25 protein-coding genes, 1 tRNA gene and 1 pseudogene are annotated in these 21,646 nt (G+C 62.3%); 17 read left to right on the forward strand and 10 right to left on the reverse strand.

Annotated elements, in window-relative coordinates; translation table 11 throughout:
- Positions 1-247 precede the first annotated feature (247 nt).
- The 3 genes from JQ587_RS36040 to JQ587_RS36050 all read right to left on the reverse strand — a co-directional run bounded on the left by JQ587_RS36040 (position 248) and on the right by JQ587_RS36050 (position 1,935).
- Positions 248-484 carry a hypothetical protein gene (locus JQ587_RS36040; RefSeq protein WP_036009587.1) on the reverse strand — a complete coding sequence of 79 codons (237 nt, stop codon included), beginning with the start codon at positions 482-484 and terminating at the stop codon, positions 248-250.
- A gap of 513 nt (positions 485-997) precedes the next feature.
- Positions 998-1,348, reverse strand: coding sequence for a hypothetical protein (locus JQ587_RS36045; protein ID WP_349629559.1), 351 nt, complete (start codon positions 1,346-1,348; stop codon positions 998-1,000).
- 62 nt (positions 1,349-1,410) lie between these two features.
- Positions 1,411-1,935, reverse strand: a complete 525-nt coding sequence (locus JQ587_RS36050; protein WP_212428520.1) for a hypothetical protein — start codon at positions 1,933-1,935, stop codon at positions 1,411-1,413.
- A gap of 375 nt (positions 1,936-2,310) precedes the next feature.
- On the opposite strand from JQ587_RS36050, the gene JQ587_RS36055 reads away from it, so the two are divergent.
- Entirely contained in the window at positions 2,311-3,117 is an 807-nt protein-coding gene (locus JQ587_RS36055; protein WP_212428521.1) for a lytic murein transglycosylase, read from the forward strand.
- Between the two features lie 147 nt (positions 3,118-3,264).
- On the opposite strand, the gene JQ587_RS36060 is transcribed toward JQ587_RS36055, so the two are convergent.
- Positions 3,265-4,119 carry an SDR family NAD(P)-dependent oxidoreductase gene (locus JQ587_RS36060; protein WP_212428522.1) on the reverse strand — a complete coding sequence of 285 codons (855 nt, stop codon included), beginning with the start codon at positions 4,117-4,119 and terminating at the stop codon, positions 3,265-3,267.
- A gap of 126 nt (positions 4,120-4,245) precedes the next feature.
- On the opposite strand from JQ587_RS36060, the gene JQ587_RS36065 reads away from it, so the two are divergent.
- The 4 genes from JQ587_RS36065 to JQ587_RS36080 all read left to right on the forward strand — a co-directional run bounded on the left by JQ587_RS36065 (position 4,246) and on the right by JQ587_RS36080 (position 7,786).
- Positions 4,246-4,620, forward strand: a complete 375-nt coding sequence (locus tag JQ587_RS36065) for a response regulator (protein ID WP_212296945.1) — start codon at positions 4,246-4,248, stop codon at positions 4,618-4,620.
- A gap of 69 nt (positions 4,621-4,689) precedes the next feature.
- Positions 4,690-5,301 (forward strand): LysE family translocator, encoded by a 612-nt coding sequence (locus JQ587_RS36070; RefSeq protein ID WP_212428523.1) that lies wholly within the window; start codon positions 4,690-4,692, stop codon positions 5,299-5,301.
- 625 nt (positions 5,302-5,926) lie between these two features.
- A complete protein-coding gene (locus tag JQ587_RS36075) occupies positions 5,927-7,129 on the forward strand; it encodes a GGDEF domain-containing protein (RefSeq protein ID WP_212428524.1) in 1,203 nt (400 codons plus the stop codon).
- A gap of 36 nt (positions 7,130-7,165) precedes the next feature.
- On the forward strand, positions 7,166-7,786 hold the full coding sequence (locus JQ587_RS36080) for a peptidoglycan recognition protein family protein (RefSeq protein ID WP_212428525.1): 621 nt from the start codon (positions 7,166-7,168) through the stop codon (positions 7,784-7,786).
- A gap of 9 nt (positions 7,787-7,795) precedes the next feature.
- On the opposite strand, the gene JQ587_RS36085 is transcribed toward JQ587_RS36080, so the two are convergent.
- The 3 genes from JQ587_RS36085 to JQ587_RS36095 form a co-directional block, all read right to left on the reverse strand.
- Positions 7,796-8,137 carry a hypothetical protein gene (locus JQ587_RS36085; RefSeq protein WP_212428526.1) on the reverse strand — a complete coding sequence of 114 codons (342 nt, stop codon included), beginning with the start codon at positions 8,135-8,137 and terminating at the stop codon, positions 7,796-7,798.
- A 186-nt stretch (positions 8,138-8,323) separates the two neighbouring features.
- Positions 8,324-9,223, reverse strand: coding sequence for an RNA polymerase sigma factor RpoH (gene rpoH, locus JQ587_RS36090; RefSeq protein ID WP_018318222.1), 900 nt, complete (start codon positions 9,221-9,223; stop codon positions 8,324-8,326).
- Positions 9,224-9,441: 218 nt separating this feature from the next.
- Complete coding sequence (locus JQ587_RS36095) at positions 9,442-10,449, reverse strand: RluA family pseudouridine synthase (protein ID WP_212428527.1); 1,008 nt, start codon at positions 10,447-10,449, stop codon at positions 9,442-9,444.
- Here JQ587_RS36095 and JQ587_RS36100 point away from each other — a divergent pair.
- The 3 genes from JQ587_RS36100 (at position 10,448) to JQ587_RS36110 (ending at position 11,724) form a co-directional block, all read left to right on the forward strand.
- Positions 10,448-10,792 carry a hypothetical protein gene (locus JQ587_RS36100; protein WP_212296939.1) on the forward strand — a complete coding sequence of 115 codons (345 nt, stop codon included), beginning with the start codon at positions 10,448-10,450 and terminating at the stop codon, positions 10,790-10,792. The two genes, JQ587_RS36095 and JQ587_RS36100, sit on opposite strands and share 2 nt — an antisense overlap.
- Before the next feature lie 111 nt (positions 10,793-10,903).
- Positions 10,904-11,497: a DUF2846 domain-containing protein gene (locus JQ587_RS36105; RefSeq protein ID WP_212296938.1), complete on the forward strand. Its 594-nt coding sequence runs from the start codon at positions 10,904-10,906 to the stop codon at positions 11,495-11,497.
- 152 nt (positions 11,498-11,649) lie between these two features.
- Positions 11,650-11,724: transfer RNA gene (locus JQ587_RS36110), tRNA-Glu, on the forward strand.
- Positions 11,725-11,931: 207 nt separating this feature from the next.
- On the opposite strand, the gene JQ587_RS36115 is transcribed toward JQ587_RS36110, so the two are convergent.
- The gene (locus tag JQ587_RS36115; RefSeq protein ID WP_212428528.1) at positions 11,932-12,930 is read right to left on the reverse strand and encodes a hypothetical protein; all 999 of its coding nucleotides are present in this window, start codon (positions 12,928-12,930) and stop codon (positions 11,932-11,934) included.
- A gap of 350 nt (positions 12,931-13,280) precedes the next feature.
- On the opposite strand from JQ587_RS36115, the gene JQ587_RS36120 reads away from it, so the two are divergent.
- The 4 genes from JQ587_RS36120 to JQ587_RS36135 all read left to right on the forward strand — a co-directional run bounded on the left by JQ587_RS36120 (position 13,281) and on the right by JQ587_RS36135 (position 16,383).
- Positions 13,281-13,754: a hypothetical protein gene (locus JQ587_RS36120; RefSeq protein ID WP_212428529.1), complete on the forward strand. Its 474-nt coding sequence runs from the start codon at positions 13,281-13,283 to the stop codon at positions 13,752-13,754.
- A 24-nt stretch (positions 13,755-13,778) separates the two neighbouring features.
- A complete protein-coding gene (locus tag JQ587_RS36125; protein WP_194459783.1) occupies positions 13,779-14,426 on the forward strand; it encodes a DUF1780 domain-containing protein in 648 nt (215 codons plus the stop codon).
- A gap of 179 nt (positions 14,427-14,605) precedes the next feature.
- On the forward strand, positions 14,606-15,484 hold the full coding sequence (locus JQ587_RS36130) for a toll/interleukin-1 receptor domain-containing protein (protein WP_212428547.1): 879 nt from the start codon (positions 14,606-14,608) through the stop codon (positions 15,482-15,484).
- A 20-nt stretch (positions 15,485-15,504) separates the two neighbouring features.
- Positions 15,505-16,383 (forward strand): AbiJ-related protein, encoded by an 879-nt coding sequence (locus JQ587_RS36135; RefSeq protein ID WP_212428530.1) that lies wholly within the window; start codon positions 15,505-15,507, stop codon positions 16,381-16,383.
- On the opposite strand, the gene JQ587_RS36140 is transcribed toward JQ587_RS36135, so the two are convergent.
- Positions 16,376-17,128 carry a helix-turn-helix domain-containing protein gene (locus JQ587_RS36140; protein ID WP_212428531.1) on the reverse strand — a complete coding sequence of 251 codons (753 nt, stop codon included), beginning with the start codon at positions 17,126-17,128 and terminating at the stop codon, positions 16,376-16,378. The genes JQ587_RS36135 and JQ587_RS36140 overlap by 8 nt on opposite strands.
- An 85-nt stretch (positions 17,129-17,213) precedes the next feature.
- Positions 17,214-17,806 (reverse strand): annotated as a pseudogene (locus JQ587_RS36145) (SOS response-associated peptidase family protein).
- A gap of 168 nt (positions 17,807-17,974) precedes the next feature.
- Here JQ587_RS36145 and JQ587_RS36150 point away from each other — a divergent pair.
- The 5 genes from JQ587_RS36150 (at position 17,975) to JQ587_RS36170 (ending at position 21,520) form a co-directional block, all read left to right on the forward strand.
- Entirely contained in the window at positions 17,975-18,250 is a 276-nt protein-coding gene (locus JQ587_RS36150; protein ID WP_035972320.1) for a helix-turn-helix domain-containing protein, read from the forward strand.
- A gap of 4 nt (positions 18,251-18,254) precedes the next feature.
- Positions 18,255-18,536, forward strand: coding sequence for a hypothetical protein (locus JQ587_RS36155; RefSeq protein ID WP_212428532.1), 282 nt, complete (start codon positions 18,255-18,257; stop codon positions 18,534-18,536).
- Positions 18,537-18,550: 14 nt separating this feature from the next.
- Complete coding sequence (locus tag JQ587_RS36160; protein ID WP_212428533.1) at positions 18,551-19,432, forward strand: hypothetical protein; 882 nt, start codon at positions 18,551-18,553, stop codon at positions 19,430-19,432.
- A 10-nt stretch (positions 19,433-19,442) separates the two neighbouring features.
- Positions 19,443-20,432 carry a DUF2971 domain-containing protein gene (locus tag JQ587_RS36165; protein ID WP_212428534.1) on the forward strand — a complete coding sequence of 330 codons (990 nt, stop codon included), beginning with the start codon at positions 19,443-19,445 and terminating at the stop codon, positions 20,430-20,432.
- Positions 20,433-20,884: 452 nt separating this feature from the next.
- Positions 20,885-21,520 carry a hypothetical protein gene (locus JQ587_RS36170; RefSeq protein ID WP_212428535.1) on the forward strand — a complete coding sequence of 212 codons (636 nt, stop codon included), beginning with the start codon at positions 20,885-20,887 and terminating at the stop codon, positions 21,518-21,520.
- Positions 21,521-21,646: the final 126 nt, after the last annotated feature.

Consider the following 21,646-nt stretch of genomic DNA (forward strand, 5'->3'; position numbering starts at 1 on the left):
TACGTCGCAAAATCAAGCGCGCGGGGTGGGACAACAGCTTCCTCCTCGCCCTGTTCGGTCATATGCGATAGCCCTGCGCTTGCGGGGGAGGGCTGGGGAGGGGGTGTCTCCGCGGGCGAGATTCCCGATGTGGAGAGAGCCCCCACCCGCGCCTTCGGCGCGACCTCCCCCGCAAGCGGGAGAGGTTGAACCGAGCTCGCGGCCCAATCGATTCAACCTAACTAACGCCGTCCTGCTTTAGGCCGGCCTACTTCTTCTTCGCCCCCACCCGCTCGATCCGCTTGATCTCTAGCGCCGGCCGGCCGCTCTTCTCCGCGATCTCGCGGTCCTGCTCCATGATGAAGTTGCGCGCGGGCTCGTCGCCGTCGAGGCCGCCGAGCAATTCCGAGGGCACGCGGCGGTTGGAGCGTTGGGAATCGTCTTCATAGACGACGTTGAAAAAGGCGAATTCGCCTTTGGGATTGGTTCCGGGTTTTTTGGCCATGGCGGCTTGTCGTCGATCAGGGAGCCGCAGTCAAATGACTTCGCGGATGTCGACTTCCTTCACGACCGGAATACCGGCGGAGCTGTCGGATTGTGCCTGCTTTCAGGACGCAGCGGCCTGGTGCCTGCGGGCGGCCTCTCATCTCTGAGCGGCCCTGCACCTCAATAAACGGCGGGCCGATAAGCCCGCCGCTTATTTTGGTCTTCAGCGCCACCCGGGGCTGGCAGGGTGACAACCTGAGATAGAAGGTTATCGCTTGCGCTCCGCGATGGCAAGGTGAATCGTAGTGTCGTTAATGTCGCAGCAAGCGCATCAGATATGCAGAGAGCGTAACTGCGAGTTCCCGCTTTTCCGCGAAGCAGATGCTTGGACAGACGAAATACTTTGTTCATCTTGCATGCTCTCGCAACGCAACGCGTGCGCTCATGCGTTGCAATGCTGCTTGCACCTGCGTCTCTTCCCGCTGCGTGCAGATCTCATCCAACGCGCGGTCTCACCCGTGCGTTGCACACATCACATAGGCCGTGCGCGTCGCGGGAGTTTTTGCGCAGCCAATCGCGACGGGCTGCCGCCATCGCCTCTGTCATCTTCTTGCTTGCGGCCCTGCGCCATGATCGCGCTGCCCATCGCGGCCGAGCCGAAGGTGATGACGAACGAAGCCAGCAGCAATGCGAGCCCGATGCCCGGCGCGCGATCGGCCAAGATCAGTTCACGCAGATGTCCGGGGTTGAGCCAGAGCAATCCGCCGACGAGCAGCGTCGCGGCGCAGGCGCCGATCGCCAGATTGATGGCGAGCAGGCGGAGAAGCGGGATGTGCAGCAGGCGGAAGGAGCGCCGCCTGGCTCGTCTTCTGGTGTTCGGCACGAAGATCCTCGCAAGCCTTTCGTCCGCTTCTTGTCGGGTTGTGTGACCCAGCCTCGCTCGGCTCACGCCGCCGGCGCGATCCGATCATCCGCTTTGGTCTGCTGTGCCTGCTGACGCTCCATCATGTCCTGCCAGAGCGCCGCGATGCTGGCCTGGGTCTGGGGCGCGATCAGGCAGTGGCCTTCGTTGTCGAAGCTGCAGAACCGCGCCGACGGATCTTTCCTGACCACGGTCAGGGCCTGATTGATCATCTCCAGGCAGGTCATGACCTGTCCGATCTCCTGCAGCCGCGTGTGATGCAGGATATCCATGAGGCGAAACGTCATCACCGCGGGCTGACCGTAGTTGATGCCGGGCCGACCGAATTCGAACAGGACGTTGACCGCCGGGAACGTGCCGCGGATGTGTTCGAGCACGCCGGCCATGTCGTCCTCGCTGCAGGCCACGAGATGGGCGGTTTGAGCCGGCGCGACCGCAGGCGTTCGCGGCGCAAGGCCGAGCGAATTGATCACCTCCTGCTCGATCCATTGCCGTACCGGGGCGGGTGCATTGCGGATCTGATCGGCGGTCAGGGTGATTCCGGTCATGGCTGGTCTCCTGGGCGGGCGCTCCTGTCGATCCCAGTCTATGAACGAGGCCGTCAGGCACGTTGATGCGGATCAAGCCTGCTGCTTTGACGCTGTTCCCTTTCAACAGGCGCTTCGCGGGCAGGTGCGCACGTCCAGAGTTTGCGATGTTGGCACTATACCCCTGTTTTGCCCGACGGGTCAACCGGTATTCGGAAAAATAGCAATTGTCGTCGCTGAGCTCCTACTGTGCATGGGGTTGTTTTGCGGTTTTTGTTTCGGCACGGTTGGCCGCTGGCGCCGATGTGATCGGTTCTGTGTCGCTTTGACGCGAATCCCGTTCCCGGGCATGATCGCGTGCTGCTTTCCACGCATGGCTCCCAAGGATTTTTTCGCATGCTGAGATACGTTCTCGCCGTCGCTTCCATCGTTTGTCTGGCCGGCGGGTCGGCTGAGGCCGCGCGTTGCGGCGGCGACTTCAACAGCTTCGTCGCCAGCATGACGGCGGAAGCGCAGGCAGCCGGCGTCTCTGCGGGCGTGACCAGCGCGGCGTTCGGCGGCATCACCCAGGACGGCGCCGTGCTCGCCTTCGACCGGCGCCAGCGCTACACCTTCAACAAGAGTTTTGAGCAGTATGTCTCGACCCGTGTCGGCGCCGGTCGCATCAATGGCGGCCGCGCGCTGCTGCAGCGTCATGCCGCGCTGCTCTCGCGCATCGAGCAGCAGTTCGGCGTGCCCCGCCAGATCCTGGTCGCGATCTGGGGCCTGGAGAGCGATTTCGGCAAGGGCGACATGGGCAAGCTGCCGGTGATCCGCACGCTGGCCACGCTTGCGCATGATTGCCGCCGCACCGAGCTGTTCCAGGGCGAGCTGCTCGCCGCGCTCAAGATCGTGCAGCGCGGCGACCTGCCGCTGCGCGACCTCATCGGCGCCTATGCCGGCGAAATCGGCCAGACCCAGTTCCTGCCGTCGTCCTACATCAAATACGGCGTCGATTTCGACGGCGATGGCCACGTCGACCTCCGCCACAGCGTCCCCGACGTGCTCGCCTCGACCGCGAACCTCTTGCACAGCAACGGCTTCAAGATGGGCCAGCCCTATGACGAAGGCTCGGCCAATTTCGAGGCGATGCGCGAGTGGAACAGGGCGGTGATCTACCGCAAGACGATCGGGTATTTTGCGGACCGGCTGGTGGGGCAGTGAGCGCATTCTCGGTGTCATCACCCGCGAAAGCGGGTGATCCAGTATTCCAGAGGCGGCGTGGCTAGACCCGAGGAGCCGCGGCATATCGGATTCCCCGCTTTCGCGGGGAATGACAGCGGAATTTGAGGCGCCGCCATTGCGCCCCATCTACTTCGCCTTCGCCATCCTCTCCAGTCGCTTTTGCAACGGCGCCCAATACGTCCCCGGGCGGAGGCGCTGCAGGATGTCCATGAAGCGGGCGTCGTTGCCGATCAGGATGCGCGGCTCGTTTCTCTCGATGCCCCTGATGATGCGGAGCGCGGCCTCCTTCGGTGTCGTCCGCGCTGCGGTCTCGAACCGGTCGATCATTTGCGCGCGGCGCGCGTTGTCGGTGACGCCGACCCCGGTGCGCGAGGAGCGCGCGATGCTGGTGGCGACGCCGCCGGGATGCACCACCGACAGTCTGACCGGGCTGCCCGCGACCGCAAGCTCGTGCCGCACGCTCTCGGAAAACCCGCGCACCGCGAACTTCGCCGCCGCATAGGCCGACTGTCCGGGCGGGGCGATGATGCCGAAGATCGAGGAGACGTTGACGATATGCGCCTCGGCCTGCGTCTTCAGATGCGGGAGGAAGGCGCGGGTGCCGTGCACCACGCCCCAGAAATTGATGTCGAACAGCCAGTCCATCTGCGCCTGGTCGATCTCCTCGAACTGCCCGAGCAGCGCCACGCCCGCATTGTTGACGAGGATGTTGAGCGCGGGATGCGCTACGATCGCCTCGCGCGCGAATTCCGCGATGTCGTGGGCCTCGCCGACGTCGACGCGATGCACGCTGATCTTGCGCGCTCTGTCGTTTGCTTGGTCGTGTCCTTGGCCGATCTCGGCGGCGAGGCTCTTCAGCCCGGCCTCGTCGCGATCGGCGAGGGCGAGATCACAGCCCCGTTGCGCGAGCTCGAGTGCCAGCGCGCGGCCGATGCCACTCGCCGCGCCCGTGATGGCGGCAGCGCCGCGAATCATCGTCATGATGCCTCCCGTCAAGCTCCGACAAGGGAACAATGATTTACATTTTTTCAGAATGGAACAGAACCGTCGTGCGGTTCCGGTTTTAACATGGGTTACTTGGGCAAAGCCAAGCATTGGGAGCCACCAATGGGACAATCAAAGCCATTTGCAGCGACGGCGCTCATCGTCGAAGACGACATCATGCAGCGGGAGATGCTGTGTCTCCTCCTGGAAGAAAGTGGCTATGAGGTCATCCAGTGCGAAAGTGCCGAGGCGGCCGAGCGTGTGCTGGAGAAGAATGCCGGTGCGCTCTGCCTGATGCTGACCGACGTGCAGCTCGCCGGGCGCATGAACGGCGTTGAGCTCGCGCACGTCGCCAAGGACCGCAATCCGAAGCTCGACGTCGTCGTGACCTCGGGGCGCCCCTTGATGCAGCCTTTGCCCGACGGCGCAAAATTCTGGGCCAAGCCGTGGGCGCCGCTCGACGTGCTGCGCGAGGCCGAGATCGCCCAGCTGAACTGAGGCGCGTTCGCAGCTTCGCTGACCGTGTCGTGACTTCTCCCGCGGCGCTGGGGGTGGTAGGGACGAGGCATGTCCTGGTCCTTCCTGCTCACCTCGCTGATCGTCGTGGCCTCACCGGGCACCGGCGTTCTCTACACCCTGGCTGCAGCGCTGACGCGCGGCTCGCGGGCCAGCGTGGCGGCGGCGTTCGGCTGCACGCTCGGGATCGTGCCGCATATGATCGCGGCGATGCTCGGGCTTGCCGCCGTGCTCCACACCAGCGCACTCGCCTTCGCCGCGCTGAAATGGTGCGGCGTGGCCTATCTGCTCTACATGTCCTGGCAGGCGCTGCGCGAGAGCGGGGCGCTTGCGGTCGACGGCGAGATCAAGGAGCGCTCGAGCGGCCGGGTCATCGTCACCGGCTTCCTGATCAATATCCTCAACCCGAAGCTCTCGATCTTCTTCCTCGCCTTCCTGCCGCAGTTCATCGCGGTGGATGAGGCGCATGTGCTGGCGCGGATGCTGGAATTGAGCGGCGCCTTCATGGCGATGACCTTCGCGGTGTTCGTCGCCTACGGGCTCTGCGCGGCCTCCGTGCGCGAGCGCGTCATCTCACGCCCGGGCGTGATGGCGTGGCTGCGCCGCTCGTTTGCGGCAGGCTTTGCCCTGTTAGGGGCCAAGCTCGCGTTCGCCGAGCGGTAGCCTCTCTTCTTTACCTCGCCCCGCCTGCGGCGGAGCCAGCCAATAAAAAAGCGGGCCTCGCGCCCGCCGCCTTCAATCTCTCGACCTGATCCGAGGCCCGGGCGGAGCGTGCTCCACCCGGGCAAAGAACATGCGCGCTACTTCTTCTTCGCGGCCTTCTTGGCCTTTTTCTTCGTCGCCTTCTTCGCCTTCTTCGCTTTCTTAGCCATAGGATCCTCTTAAGGGTTAATGGTGAAACGCGACACGAGGAACGCTCGGCGGAGGGCCAGCCTCGCAAAATCCTCGATGACAAACTCAGCAGATTCGCGCGTCTCTGCCCCGCACTGTCACATCGATGTCATCCCGTTATCCACAGCTCAGATGCATTTTCAGGTGATTTCGGTCCGCGAATCCGCATCGCGGAGCGTCTCGGCGCGATCGTGATGCACGCCGGCGACGTGCCTAACGATCTGATAATCGAGACTTGGCGTTCACGAATCCAAAACCAAGGGCGCGCTTTCTACGATCGCAGTGAGGTTCCGTTAAGCGCGATCCGCGCATGATCCACCGCAAGAACACGGGGACGGGTCATGGTCGAACGGCTGCCAGAGACAGGGGGCGGGACGCTGCGCGTGCTGCGGGCGCCATGCTGAACGTACCAACGCTTTGGATGGTCTTCGTCGTCAACTTCTCGGCGCTCGGCCTGATCTGGGCCTATGTGACGCGTTCCTATCCGAAATTCGAGGCGGCGCGGTACTGGATGGCTTCGTCCTTCGTCGGTGCCGCTGGCGCGATGGCGGCGCTGGTCCGCCTGTTCGTCGATTCCTCCATGCCGCTTATCTTCGGGGCCGTCGGGGTCATCGCAGCGAGTTGCCTCGCCGCGGCGGGCATTCACCGCTTCTATGATCGGCCGGTGTCCTGGCGCGCGATGACGGCTGCGGCGATCGTGAGCCTCGCCGGCGTCGTCTTTTTCAAGGTCGTCTACGACCAGATGCAGCTGCGCATGATGAGCTACTCGCTGGGGCAGGCTGTTCCGCTGCTGCTGGCCTTGCGCCTCCTGCTGTCGCCGCAGGATGGGCGCGTCAGCCCCGGGGCCTGGCTGTCCAGCATCGTCATCATCACCATCATCGCCATCTTCATCGCCCGCACGGTGGGCAATCTGCTCGGCGGTGATTTTTCATCGGTCGCAGGTGGTCAGGCCCATGCCGTCATGGTGCTCGGGCTGCTCTTCCTCTCGATGACGCTCAATTTCGGCTTCCTGCTGATGGCGATGGACCGCCTGCGCAACGAGGTCGCCCACCTCGCGCTGCTCGACGATCTCACCGGCGTCGCCAATCGGCGCCATCTGTTGCAGCGTCTCGTCGAGGAATGCGCCCGTTCGGAGCGCAGTGGCGAGTCGTTCTCGCTGCTGGTGATCGATCTCGATGGCTTCAAGACCATCAACGATACCCATGGCCATGCCGCGGGCGATGCCTGTCTCCAGCACTTCACCTTGATGGCGCAGACACGCTTGCGGCCGGGCGACATGCTCGCGCGCACCGGCGGCGACGAGTTCTGCGTCGTGCTGCCGTCCTCCTCCTTGCGTGAGGGCGCGCTGATCGCCCGCCGCATACTCGAGGTCTGCCGACAGGATGCTGCCGGCTGCTCCGGCAATGACATTCCGATTGCGATCTCGATCGGTGTTGCGGAATGGGATCGCGGCGTCGGTCAATTCCCTGACAGGCTGATCGCCCACGCCGACCATGCCCTCTATGCCGCCAAGAAGAACGGCAAGAACGATTTTGCGGTCTATGATCCGGCCCCGCCGCTCTCGCCCGAGCCGGTCGAAGCCGCGCGCAAATTCGCCTGAACCCTGCTACGCTGGGTCCGTTGTTGGATCCCCGTGATGCTGTCCCGCCTTGTCGCGGCTGTTCTCGCCGCTGTGCTGATCGCTCCCGCCGTTGCCATGGACGCCGAGCTCGCAAAGCTCGCGCGCCGCACTGGCACGCCTGAGATTCCAGGGCTGAAGATCGTCTGGCTCGCGCCATGGGGCGATGTCGCCAACGCCCACCCCTGGCGCAACATCATCGTGCATCAGACCGAGGGGCCGACGGGCTCGGCGCGCGGCGGCGCGCAAGAGCAGTCGAAGAATCCGACGCGACGCGGCGTGATGGTCTGGGTCGAGACCGACGGCACGGTGTACTGGTCGGTCGCGGACAATCTGGTGCCGACCCATACCGACGGCGCCAACCGCAACGACAACAAATACGTCGACAACCGCGCAACCTATCATCAGGTCGTGCGCGACAATTCGATCGGCGTCGAGTTCGCCGGCAACTATCCCGATGTCACGATCGGCCCGACCGCGGCGCAGGTCGCGGCCTGGAAGGTCCTGGTCCAGGTCTTGCGGGCGCGCTACGGCATTCCGCTCGACCACGTCTATGCCCACAATTGGATCGACTTCAAGGACGCCCGCTATTGCGAAGGCTGCTGGCTCGCGACGCTGGCGCGGACGTGGGGCGAGTGACGGCAGAGCCTACACCGGCTGCGCCATCCAGCCGAACAAGCGCCGGATCAATCCCGGCTGCTCCGGTAATTCCGGCGGCCCGTCAGCGGCCAGCACGCGGTTGAGGAAGAAATCCAGAAACACTATGTCGTTCGGCTCGGTGACGGTGAATTCCTCCTCGCCGAAATACACGCTGTAATTAAAGAAGAACGGACCCATGATCGGGATCGTCGCGGTCGAGGCATAGTCCTTGGAGATCACGAACTCGGATGGATCGAGGCCGTGGTCCCGCATGGCCTGCTCGACCAGCGGCAGCTTGCGCATGAACTGGGCGGAGAAGCCGCCGACGGTGGATTGCAGGATGATCGACACGGCGTGTGTCCGTTCTCTGAATATGGCCCAATAGGATTGGGTCGGCTGACCCATCGCATGCGTTCAAGATGCGCCGCCGGCGCGCCCCTCGACCATGCGGCAGCTCACACAACAAAAAAGCCGGCGTTGCCGCCGGCTTTTCGTCGCTTGTCGATCCGCCAATTCGTGGGCGCGAGAGCCTTGCGCTTAGTGCGCGGCTTCCAGCGCGGCCTGTTCGGCCCTTGCAATCGTGCCCTTGACCGCGGACTGCACCTTCTCGAAGGCGCGGACCTCGATCTGGCGGACGCGCTCGCGCGACACGCCGAACTCGGCGGCAAGGTCTTCCAGCGTCATCGGCTCATCGGCGAGGCGGCGGGCCTCGAAGATGCGGCGTTCGCGCGGGTTGAGCACGCCCATAGCGCCGTTCAGCGCGTCACGGCGTTCGTCATATTCCTCGTGCTCGGCCAGCATGGCTTCCTGGTTGGGCGTATTGTCGACCAGCCAGTCCTGCCATTCGCCGGCTTCGCCGTCGTCGCGGATCGGCGCGTTGAGCGACGCGTCGCCACCGAGGCGGCGGTTCATGTCGATCACGTCCTGATCGGTGACGCCGAGGCGCTTGGCAATGATCTTCACCTGGTCGGGACGGAGATCGCCCTCGTCCAGCGCGTTGATCTTGCTCTTCGCCTTGCGCAGGTTGAAGAACAGCTTCTTCTGGTTCGCGGTGGTGCCCATCTTCACGAGCGACCAGGAACGCAGGATGTACTCTTGAATCGACGCCTTGATCCACCACATCGCATAGGTGGCGAGACGAAAGCCCTTCTCGGGCTCAAAACGCTTCACCGCCTGCATCAGGCCGACATTGCCTTCCGACACGACCTCGGAGATCGGCAAGCCGTAGCCGCGATAGCCCATGGCGATCTTGGCGACGAGCCGGAGATGGCTGGTGACGAGTTGATGTGCCGCGTCGCGATCGTCATGCTCGCGCCAACGCTTGGCGAGCATGTATTCCTGCTGGGGTTCCAGCATCGGGAACTTGCGGATCTCGGCGAGGTAGCGAGAAAGGCCGGATTCTCCGTTGAGGACCGGCAAAGCAGCGGTACGGGCCATATTGAAGCCCTCCAAGGTTCAGGCCCCCGATAGCGGCGGGCCAGGCAGACGACCGCTTGGTTAAAGCCGGCCGTAGCTGCGATGTTCCACGCTGGTCATTTCCAACGCAGGCGCAATATACCCCATGGGGACGCAAAAAGGGAAGGATTGCTGACGTCACGTCCCCGTGTGGCAGCTATAACTTTTTGTAAGGTAACGGTTTTCTCAAAGACCCTGCGTCATAGCGCCGCTTTCAGGGCGCCTTCCAGGAGAAGCAAATCCTCCGGCAGGCCGGCCTCCCAGTGAAGAAGTTCTCCGGTTCTGGGGTGCTCCAGTACCAGCAAATAAGCGTGCAGGGCCTGCCGCCCAAGCGCCGTTAAAGCGGCCTGCGATTCTGGCCCGAGCTGGTTCGCCTTGGTCTTGAAATGGGGGCCATAGACCGCGTCGCCCATCAGGGGGTGGCCAATATGGGCGAGGTGGACACGGATCTGGTGGGTGCGGCCGGTCTCGAGCTCGCAGGCGAGCAGCGCTGCGACCGGCTTGCCGTCGCGGCCGGTAAAACTCTCCAGCAGCTCCCAATGCGTCACCGCCTCGCGGCCGCCCTGGCGCACCGCCATCTTCTCCCGCGCATGCGGGTGGCGGTCGATCGGCGCATCGACGGTGCCGCGATGCCGGCCCGGCAGTCCCCAGGAGAATGCCATGTAGCCGCGCCGCATCGGCCCGGTGCGGCCGTGGTCGGCGAATTGGGCGGTGAGCGAGGCGTGCGCCAGGTCGTTCTTGGCGACCACCATCAGCCCGGTCGTGTCCTTGTCCAGCCGGTGCACGATGCCGGGTCGGCGCACCCCGCCGATGCCCGACAGCGAGGTGCCGCAATGGGCGATCAGGGCGTTCACCAGCGTGCCGGTCTCGTGCCCGGCCGCGGGGTGCACCACCAACCCCCTGGGCTTGTTGATGACGATGATGTCGTCGTCCTCGAACACGATATCGAGGGCGATATCCTCGCCCTTAGGCTCCGGCGGCGCAGCCTCCGGCACGTCGATTATGATCGTATCGCCGGATGCGACGTGATAAGCGGGGTCGCGGACCGGGGCTGCCTTGAGGCTGACCGCGCCCGCCAGAATCAGGGCTTTGAGCCTTGATCGCGACAGCTCGGGAAGGCGCGCCGCCAGCACGCGGTCGAGCCGGGCCGAGCCCTCGTCGCCTTCGACCACGACTTCCAATCTTTGCGCTGAACCTGAGCTTTCCATGACGACGTCTGATACCGCTGTTCCCGAACCGACCCCCGAGCAGGCCGCGCTGTTTGCGCGGGTGCGGCGGATGATGCTGATCGCGGGGTTGACCTCGGCGCTGGCCATCTGCGCCGTCCTGATCGCGGTGGGCTACCGCCTTTTCAAGTCGGAGGGAAGGGCGGCCGAGCCCGTGAGCGACGTCACCGCCACCCTGCCGAAGGGCGCCAGAATCGTCTCCACCGGCGCGGCCGGGGACCGTCTCGTGGTCACGCTCGATATCGGCGGGGTCATCGAGATCCGCACCTTCGATGCCCACACGCTCAAGCCAGCCGGAAAGCTGAAATTTGCCAATGAGCCGTAGGACGCAGGAGCACTGCACCGGCTGATTGTTGATCGTATCCCGGCCCGAGTTGTCGCGCCGCGCAACTTCTGATTTAGCTTCCGGCTTGGGGAAGTTGGGCTGGGACTTGGAATGGGACGTATCATTTCGCGCGTCGTCGCAATCGTACTCGTCGTCGGATCAATCGGAGGTGCCGGGCCTGCGGCGTTTGCAGAAACGGCCAAGCAGCCCGCCGCTGCACCGGCCAAACAAGCCGGACCTTCAGCTCAGCCCAAACAACCGGCAGGGCAGGCCAGGCCAACCAGCTCGCGTCTCGCGCGGCTCTATTTCCTGCGCGAAAAGGGCATTTTCGGTGCGATGGGCGGAATGGCTGCCGCAACGGAGATCTTGATCGACGGCAAGTCCGTCGGAAAGGTCGACATGGGGACGTTCTTCTTCGTCGATCAACCGCCGGGCGTCCGCAAGATCGCCTCTCACATGAAGATGTCGATGACGGACTATGACGTCGAAGTCCCCGTCGAAGCCGGCAAGACCTATTATTTCGGCGTCGGCACCCAGCGGACCGGTCCCCCCGTCCAGGACCTGCTCAACCAGGCCATCGCAGGCAGCAGTGGCCAGCAGATCCGCTCGTCATCGCCCTTCAAGTCAGCCTTTGCGGGCGCGGGCCTGTTCCGCCTCGAGCCCGCCGCCGGCGCCGCCGCAATCGAAAAATTGAAGCATCCGTGACTGTTCCCCGCGGTTTCGCTGGGAGACGCGAAGCGCTTCGCGGAAGCCATCGCGCGGTTAAGCTTGAGCAGGCTTACCGTGCATATCCGGGAATTTCGTGCCCCATCGAGGCTTGCCGTCGGCGAAATTCGCGGCTATGTCCTGTCCCTCACGCTCCCTTCGTCTAGCGGTTAGGACGCGGCCCTCTCAAGGCTGAAACAGGGGTTCGATTCCCCTAGGGAGCGCCAGAAATTTCAATGACTTAGATCCGGTTTGGAGAAGTCGTCGAATATCCGTTGAATAAGCGTCGGCGAACGTTGGCGAACTCCGCCGCGCTAATCACTAGGCCCAGCCGCAGCACATTCTCGCTTCCATCGCCGGCTAGGCTTCGTCGTGTTCTGCTGTACGTTGAGATCGTCACGAGCACCTGCTGTGGAGATCATCACACCCGCTGCTCACGGTGAATCAGGCGTGAAACTCTGCTTGATGAACGTGCCAGTTTCATCGACCAAAACGCTGAAGCGTCCACCGTCGATCGCCTGTTCGATCTCCTGCTGCGTCTTCCCTGCGACTCGTATCTGCTTCACGCTTTCGCCGAACGAGTCGCGCAGCAGGCGTCCTCGCAGTGCAAAGTTGAGTTCACCCAACTCGAAGGGATCTGGCATCACGGCCTTCTCGGTGATCGTCTCGTTCCCCATGTCGCACTCGGTATAGAAACGCGGGCGCTCTTTCAGACTCAGATTCATGAAGGCGAAGTCAACCATGACCTCGCGCGCTTGGATCTCTGACAACGATCCTTCGATTTTCTCGAGTTTTGGCATCGCGCCATTTATTGCTCCGCATGCGTCGTTGAACGTCGTGACCAGCGCAACATTTCCGAGCCTCAGCAGCATGGTCTGGGCGTCGAATATGTCGCCATAGTCAAATTCCTCACGCCATCCCGCGGTCTTCGCTGCAAAAGCTCCCAACGATCCAAACACTTCTTTCTCCAGAGAAGCTCCGTTCACAAAGCATCGCACAAGGCAGTGCATATGATGCAGTGCCTGCCAGTCATACAGGTCTCCGATCTTGTCATCCGGTTTGCGAAGATCGTGGTGTATTCGAAACTCCCTGTTCTTGAGATGGACCTTGAGAAAGATCAGGCCCAGCCAGACGAAGAACTCCAAACCGTTGCCCTCGGCGATGTGCTTCTGCACGGCCTCCGGGCCGGCATTGACGACCTTGCTGATCCGCTCTTCGATCTGGCGTCCCATCAGCGAGTTGCAGTCCTGGCAGCAGGGGACTTTGAAGCGTCCATACTTGACGGTCCCGCCATTCGGCAGGGTGATCGTCCTGTCGAACAGATTGAATTTCCGCAGCACCCACTCGGGAATAACATGCTCGTCGTTGAACACTTTTGACCCAGGCCGCGCGCCGCAGATAAAGCAGCAGCGGCCAAGACAGATATCGTTCACGAACCGATCTTTGCTGAAGAACAGAACATTACCGCTATGATCCAGGAACGAACCGTCTGAAGTCTTATGCCAAGCCATTGTCACCAACCGTCGCCGCCGCGAGCTTAAGCCCTACGCCGCCCGGCACTGTCCTGCTACTGAAAGGGGATCGCCGAATTGCGGCACCCCGGGGCTGGGATATCGAAGTGAACACGCTCCGGCCAGTGGGCCTCGGTCCTGCTTAAGGGATATTTATGTCGAGGAACTCAAGAAAAGCTCAACAGCGACGGAAATGGCGGCGCCGCCTCAAGTCTGGGCTACGAACGCCGTCCGATGCAATACATCAGGCGCTCGGGGAGTTTTTGACCGAGATGGGCCGCGTCGAGTTCAGGATGCTCCTGTTGATGGACCTCATCAATGAGGCACCGCTCGAAGCGCTGTTCGACGAATATTCCGGGCGAACGTTCGCAGACAAGATCAAGATCTTCAAGAAATGGTGTGACTTCGGGGGTGTGCCCGATGAACACAAGGCGACTCTGCAACGCCTCTACAAGGAGCTGGATGAGTTGCGGCCGATACGCAATTTCCTGGTCCATGGCGAGACATGGGAGGGCGCCTTCAAGGGCAAGCCGCGCCAGCCCTATCGGGTCGGGCTCGTGAAAAAGAACCTTGAATATCTCGACGAATTCGAGCGCGCCGACCACGGTCCAAACGTCTTCGATGTCCAGCAGGTGCGCGACGCGACCAGGCGCTGCGCCGGGATTCACCAGGAGCTGGCCGAGTTGCGCGACGCGATTGCCGCGACCGCGGTGCCATGTGAAGAACAAGTCACAGACGCTCCGTGACCAAGCGCGCTATCTTTGGAGACAATGACCTTTTCCGACAACGCAATTCTCGCCAAACTGCGCGAATACGCTGATCGCGCCCGGCGCCTTTTCTCAAATCCGCAAAAGCCGGAGCGTGAGCGCATGATCGTGCGCGCATTCCTCCGTTGTGCCGGGGAAGCCTTCGAGGACGGCGAGATCATCGCGAGCAGCGAAGAGCCGATCGACGTCAGATTCCGAAGCGCCGATTTCCAAATCATGGAGATCATTGGCAACAAGAGACGCGGACTGGAGTGGCGTCAGCGTCAGGACCGATATCGCGATGCACAACGTGTCGCAGATGTACTGGAGCCGTACACGCCATCGCAGCCGATGTCGTTCGACGACGCGGCAGAGCTCGTCGCCGATCGTCTGTCGGAGAAAGCCGCGCGTTATGGCACCGCCACGTGCGCGAGCTTGGACGCCTTGGTCTACGTCGATCTTCACAATCGGCACCTGTGGCCGCTTGAGCCCGCCGATCATGCGCGGGCCGCTGCCGTGCTTCAAGCCCAGGGCTGGAGATCTGTCTCCATGCTCTTTGTGCCCTACGGCGTCGTACTGCTCGCGGTGCCAACCGCTCCGGCGGTCATCGGCGCGAGAGCCGGGCGGGTTCTGAACGAATGGCCCGGACTCGATGGGCTATTTGACCCCTGACAGGCCACTGGCGATCTGCGCTTGTCCTTGCCGAACGGCCTCAGCGGAGATTTCTGCTCATCTCCGTCGGACCTTGGACGATCGGATCAGTGCGCCGGCGTGAAAATTCCGATAAAACCGCCGGTAACACCTCCAAAGCACGAAGCCCAATCCCGAAACCGGCAACAGCGGTCGTCTCGATGTACAATCTTCTTGTTTCCTCCAATGCCCAGGCCTGGAACGGCGAGCCCTGGCAGATCGAATTCTCGCGCTGTGTCCGCGAATACACCGAAAACGCGATCACCGAGCGGTTCGGAGCGCTGGACGAGGCCGCCGTCTCGGAACTCAAACGTCTGCCGTGTATCTTCGCCTACGAAGCATTCAACCAGCTCGCGCCGAAATTCGGCCTGATCCGTGATATCGCCAAGCGGCAGGGACAGGTTCGGATCGAATACGAGCTCCAAGCGATTGATCCATTTCTGTCCGCCGACGATCTGGAACAGCTCACCTTCGAGCTCGACATCGGTAATTGGGAGATGAACCGGACGCACTGGGCGGTCAAGGAAGTCAATCTTGCGAAGGAATTGCATGCCGCGCGGCGTATTACGCTGCCGTCATGGACCGGGCAGGCAACCAAGACTGTCGATATCACTAGGCATGATTTCGACGTGGCTCTTTCTTTTCCGGGAGAGGTGAGAGCGATCGTCGAACAAGTCGCGCGCGAGCTGGAGGCAAGAATCGGCCCGAACTCCTACTTCTACGACAGCAACTACGTGTCGCAACTGGCGCGGCCATCGCTCGACACCTTATTGCAGGAGATCTATCGGTATCGTTCCAAGCTCATCGTCGTGTTCCTGGGCTCCGATTATCAGAGGAAGGACTGGTGCGGCATCGAGTTTCGGGCGATCAGGGAGATCATCATGGAGCGCGACAATGCCCGCATCATGTTCGTGCGAACCGACGACGGCGCTGTCGACGGCGTTTTCAAGACCGACGGCTACGTCGACGCGCGCAGGTTCAGCCCGGCGCAGATCGCACAATTCATCTGCGAGCGCTTGGCCGTGCTTGCCCCCGCCTAGTCACTATGGACAGGACACCGATGACCTCCGATGTAGATGAAGCGCCGAAGGAAATCTCGGAGGTTACGCGCCGCGCCGTTATCGACCATTTCAGCATTGCGAAGCTGAGTTGGGCCGGCCGGCTGCAGGACGACGAATTTCTGGCAAGACTTTACGACTTATCGAAGCTGCCGTCCTTTGACCATCGCTATCAAGATGCCGCCGGCGACATCTATCAGCACTGTGTACGTAATAGCGACTGGGAGAGCGACTGGGTCTTCTACGATCGCCGGTTCAATTTGATGTACGGACCGGATGCCGAATTTCTCCGCTTTCTCTGCGAGACCGTGCACCCGGTCGTACGGCCCGCCGACGATGAAGTATCGACGCTCGTGCGCGTCTATAACGAGGCGCTGACGCCTGACGGCTATCAAGTGGTGGCCGGAAAGACGATTTCCGGCAAACCAATCTTTATCGCGCAATCCGCCCGCCGCGCGGTCGTCTTCGAGGAGCCGACCGGCTGGCAGAAAGTCGACCGCCAGCTCCAGGAGATGCGGCTTCGGCTCGATAGCGCCGAGACGGAGGAGCAATATCAAGGCGTCGGGCTGCTCTGCCGCGAGGCGCTGATCTCCGTGGCGCAGGAGGTTTACGATCCCGCCCAGCATCCGCTCATCGACGACAAGACCCCGAGCGACACCGACGCCAAGCGGATGCTGGAGGCAATTTTCGAAGCGGAGCTGAAAGGCTCAAGCAACGAAGAGGCCCGCGCTCACGCCAAGGCGGCGGTCCGCCTGGCCTTGGCGCTCCAGCACAAGCGGTTCGCCGATTTTAGAACCGCCGCGCTCTGCGCCGAAGGGACTTGGTCGGTCGTGAACATGCTCGCAATCATCGCCGGCCGGAGAGGCCGGCGCCTCACGTAGTCTTCGGCCCGGACGGTAACGTCACCACGCGGCGATCGACCATCAGGTGCCGCCGCTTCGCCGCGCCGGGGTCGGTGAGCCGCGGCGTGATCGAGACGACCGCGACCTTCCAGTCGGGCAAACGATCTTGCGGAGCCGGCATCACCCCCGACAGGACGGTCAGGCCCCGTCGTTCGAGGTCGCCGACACAGGCAAGGATGTCGTTGTAGAGGTCGCGCCGACCCCGCTCGGACGGCGGGGGATCGGCGATATCCGACAGGATAAATGACGCGAGATCGAGCCATTCCTGCAAACCTGCGATGTCATCTTCATAGACGTCGGACACCTCCGGACGATGAATCAGGACGGCATCACAACGCGCGGCGTCGCGAACAGCGCGATGCGTCGTCATCGGCCCGACCGGGACGATTTCAAGATGGGAATAGGTCTCCACCAGGCTGGCGGCCGCTTCCTCGGCGCCCAATGGCAGGCGGGGGGCCGTGAAATATCCCGCCTCATATCCGAATGCCTGAGCGATCCTATCCAGAGCGTCGTCGCTCACGCGCTCGCCGCGTTCGATGCGCTCAACGGTCGAGACCGAGACACGCGCGAAGTCGGCGAGTGTCGTCGTCTTCCATTGCCGCAGGCCGCGGTTCCAGCGCACCACGAATGCCACCAGTTCGAACGGCGGCGCCGTCGGGACGTCGATTGGCCTCTCTGGCAGTTGTGTGATCTTGTCCAACAGGTCTTGGGTCGTCATCGGCATGGGCTCCTTTCATGGCCGAAAGGATGCACGATCCTCGCCGGCCAAAAGAGCCCGGAAAATCCTTCAGGCGTGGGAAGTTCAAAGCTCATGCGCGTCCCTCGCGCACAGTCTGGACCACCAGCCCGCCCGCGGCGAGCGGTCGAAGCAGTTCATCCTCAGGTTTTGTGAGGTGAATCCAAGCCGCCCAATCTTCGGGTCGGAGCACCAGGATCTGGCGATCGTGATAGGGCTCCATATCCGCGCCGGGCGCGGTCGTCAGCATTGTGAAGGCCGGCGGATGATTGCCGTGACCCTCGCGCCAGATGCCGGCAATTGCCATGAAGGGCGCGCAATTCAGGGTAAACCGATGCTTGGTCTTCGGATATTTCTTGCCGGTGAATTCGAAGAAGGCTGATGCAGGAATGAGGCAACGGTTGCTATTATCGAACTGCCGTCCCTTGGACCTGAAATTGAATACCGGCCCGCCCCGAGCGCCGGAGGGCGGGAAGCTTAAATTCATCGGCACGAGTTCGATTCCGTTATAGGCCGCGCGCATGACCGGCGCGGTCTCGTTGATCCGCACGTCATCGGACGCGGCAGGTCGAGTTCGCTCTGCCGGGTCGGAATGCCGAGCGAGAGCTCCAGCATCATCCGGCAGTATTCAGCCCAGCGAATGTGTCGCTCGTAGTCGTTACACATCCTTGCCATGTAGCAACGAGCAGACCGGACGGGAGGGGGACCGCCGCTGATCTGCCAGACGCCCGATCGCCATCAGCCTATCGCGGCCATAAATTACAGCTATAAGATATGCGCCATATTTTGGCCATGATTAAGGTAATACTATTATCTTGGAACCGAGGATGGGAAATGCCGCTCAATCTTTCCAATAGTCAGGCGCTGGGCCGCACCTACGCGGCCGCGCGTATGATGGCGGGTCTGGATCAGGGAGGGCTCGCGGCCCAGGCCGGCATTTCTGCAGGCACGGTTTCCAACGTCGAGCGTGGGCGGGATTCCAGACCTGAGACACTGAAAGCAATCCGTCTCGCCCTGAATCGGGAAGGGGTCTTGATTGGATTCAGCCGCAACAACGGCTTGGCGACGGTGTCGATCGCTTTTGCTGCCGATGATTCAGATGAGGAGTGATGTCATGCGTACCTATTTTGGAGAGTTCAACCGCGTCGTCGGCGACAGCATCCGCAACGCAAAGAAAATTTTGCGATCCTGGGGTCTCGACGTCGAATCGATCCCGCACAGGACCGCGCTGCGGATCGAGCGGCCGGAGGATATGTCGTGGGCCGATTTCAAGCGCGCGATCCGCGCTGTGCTGCAGCCCCGTCGCGGATCAGTGATGATCTCAAGCGAGTCCACCGGGCGGACCTACGTCTGCAGCAATCGCGGCAACCAGCCCGGTGCTTTCCAGCGTCAGTGAGGAGGGACTCGGCGATGCTGGCCTTTCACGAAACCGAGACGTGCGAGGGCATCATCCAGCACCTTGAGCAACGCGAGCGCGTGCCGCGCTCGGACGTGCAGATCCGCGACAGGGGGAGCGAGACGTCGGCGGATGCCCGCGTCGAGATGACGTTCCGTCTGGGCGGCCAGCTCTATGCCCTGGAGCACACAGGCATCGAGCCGTTCGACGGCTTCATGGCGCACCAGAATCGCGCATCGTCACTGTTCCTGCCGCTTCAGGCGGCTGCGACTGCATCGCTGAGCGCCATGCTGGCCGACGGCGTCGTCATCGAAATGCACCTGCCGGTCGACGCCTTCACGAACCGCAAGATGCCCGAGGTCCGCGCCATTCAGATCGCGTTGCTCACATGGATCACCGCCACCGCGCCGACGCTGCCGCCACGACGCTATGCCGACTATCGGGGCACGCTGGTGACAACCCAGCCGACCGGCGTGCCGTTCCAGGTGTCGCTGGTGCGGTTCGCCGGCATCGCCGGCATGGAGGGCCGCTTCCAGCTCAAGCATCTGACGCGCGGCGCCGAGACGCCACGGGTAGAGCGCATCGCGCGCGCCTGCGAAAAGAAGTTTCCCAAGCTCGCCCGCTGGAAACAGTCGGATGCCGCCCGGACCGTTCTCGTGTTCGAGGACAATGACGTGCAGCTCACCAATGTCTCCAGCGTCACTGAGGCTTACCTGCCGCTCGCCACCGTCCGCGCCGACGCGCCGGACGAGACCTACCTGGTCTCGACCTGCACGTCGCCCTGGTACGCCTGGCCGGTTTTGGTCGATGGCCGGAGCTATTTCGACCTCGCGGCGATCAGCCACCCCATTCATTTCGAGATGGACGCCAGCGGCCGTCTCCTCACACCAGCGTGACGGCGATCCCATGTCCGAAACCGACCCTCCCGACTACAGCCGTGTGCCGTTGCCGCCGCAGCTTCAACAGGCCATCGAGACCTTCAAGGGCTGGACGAGCCAGCATCTGCTATCCGAGCAGAACAACAGCACGATTACGCAGACTCTTTATCATTACACCGACGTGCGCGGTCTCAAGGGCATCCTCGAAGCCGGACAGATCTGGTTCACCGACTACCGCCACCTCAACGATCCCAGCGAACTGACCCACGGCATCGATATGGCCCGCGATGTGGCGCACCACATTGCCACCGGAGCGGATGGCCGGGTCCGGCTGTTTCTCGACTACTTCCTCGATCTCTTTCGGCACGATAATTTTGCACCGAGCCTGGAATTCTTCATCGCCTGTTTCAGCCGCGCACGGGACGATCTCGGGCAGTGGCGCGCCTATGCGGACAATGGACGCGGCGTCGCAATCGGGCTTTCCCCCTCGCTGTTCGCTGTCGCCGATGCCCCGCCGCCCGGTCAACTCCCGGAGTTTGTCGGGCCGGTGCGCTACAGTCTCGCCGATGTATGCGGCCGGCATGAAGCCTGTCTCGAAGAAGCCGCGGCGATCTTTCTCGCGTCCGCTGACGCCAACGCCGATTTATTGGCTGACAAATCTATCGGCATCCCCTTCATGGACCAGTTCGTCCGCGAGATCATCGCTTCGCCGCTCATCTGGAATTGTCTGACCTCGAAGCACCCTGCTTATGAACACGAGCAGGAGGTTCGCCTGGTGATGATGGGAACGCCGGCCACCGTCTCGCCCTTCGTCACCACGCGCTTTCGCGGCAGCGAGATCGTTCCCTACATTGCCCAACCAATGCCGCTCCGCGTTCAACACAAGATCGCCGAAATCGTCGTCGGTCCCGCGGCGCCGCCTGACACGGAGCGGACGGTGCGCACCATGCTCCGTTCGATCGGCATCGACTGGAGCTTCCCGATCAGCCGATCCGACATTCCCTATAGGGCATCGTAAGCCGGTCCGGGAAGTGATGGACTGGACCGACGGAGCGAGAAAAGAAAAGCATGGTCAACAGTTAGATGTCGCTGGACTAAGTGCTGTACTGCCGGCATCGGAACCTAAGAGCCTCCGCACGCGCAATAGTAAAAGCGCAGTAGCAACAAACGTGACTGGACGATCCGGCTCTTCTCTGCAGCATCAGTGTTCTGACCACCAGCAAGGACGTGCGGCGTGGCTTCGAGGTTCAAGCCAAATTGGGCTTCGCGGCTCATCCGGTTGCTTCTTAAGTCGAGAACAAGTTTTGGAGAGCCAGCGCAACTCCGGCAACAATGCGCTCCATCGTTTTCTTCTCATCGACAGCATTTAGTTCCGCGGTGAGCTCTCGAATTGCGAGTTCTCCGTTGCGTAGACGTGTTCTTACTTGTCTACTCTCCGCTTCCAAACGGCCGCACACAGTGGGAAACGGGATGACTCAGCAACAACTTAGCAAGATATGGACGGTCGTCGGCCTGTTTCTGCTCTATTACGCGCTGAATACTTGGATTGTTGTTCAGGGCGGGCAAGAGATCTTCGGCGCCAAGTTGATTGTCGGCAACCGCGTTCCTGCCGCGATGTGGGGCATTCCCCTGAGCTGCATCGTTCTGCTTGTGAATTCCCTGGTTGGACTGCGCTACGCCCAGCGGACGCCGCCCGGCCACTGGCACGATCGTATCCCGATCGTCGGCTTCGAAAGCATCGTGACGAACTCGCCGGAAGGCAAGGTTTACCAAGGGGTGATGCTCTTTCTTCTTTCCCTTCTTCCCGCAGCGGTCCTCATTCATTTCTGGCGCATCTTCAACAGCGCCAAGGTCGTCACGACCGATGATCCGCCAAGGCCCGTGAGCAGTATCTGGGACTGGTCCGCGCTGGCCAAACTCGATGATCCCGCGCGCATCTGCACCGACCTTATCCGCGAGGGCGGGAAAATGACGTGCGAGAAAAACGCCACCCTATTGCCGGGATTGGAGCCAACCCTGTTCGCTGTGTTGACCGCGGTGGCAGTGCTCGCCTTGGTGATACACTGGCGCGCCGTGTTCCGGCGAAGCCCGAAGCACGTTGAATAGGCCAGCCCGCGTTAGCGGCATTTTGAGCTCGACCTAGGCACGGGGGGCTGTGCAAAGCTGTCGACAAGCGGTGTCGCGCCCCTTGGGCGCTGCATGCGGATACTGTAAGGATCGCAGTTTGCACTC

Source organism: Bradyrhizobium manausense, assembly GCF_018130615.1.
GTDB classification, from domain to species: Bacteria; Pseudomonadota; Alphaproteobacteria; order Rhizobiales; family Xanthobacteraceae; genus Bradyrhizobium; species Bradyrhizobium manausense_A.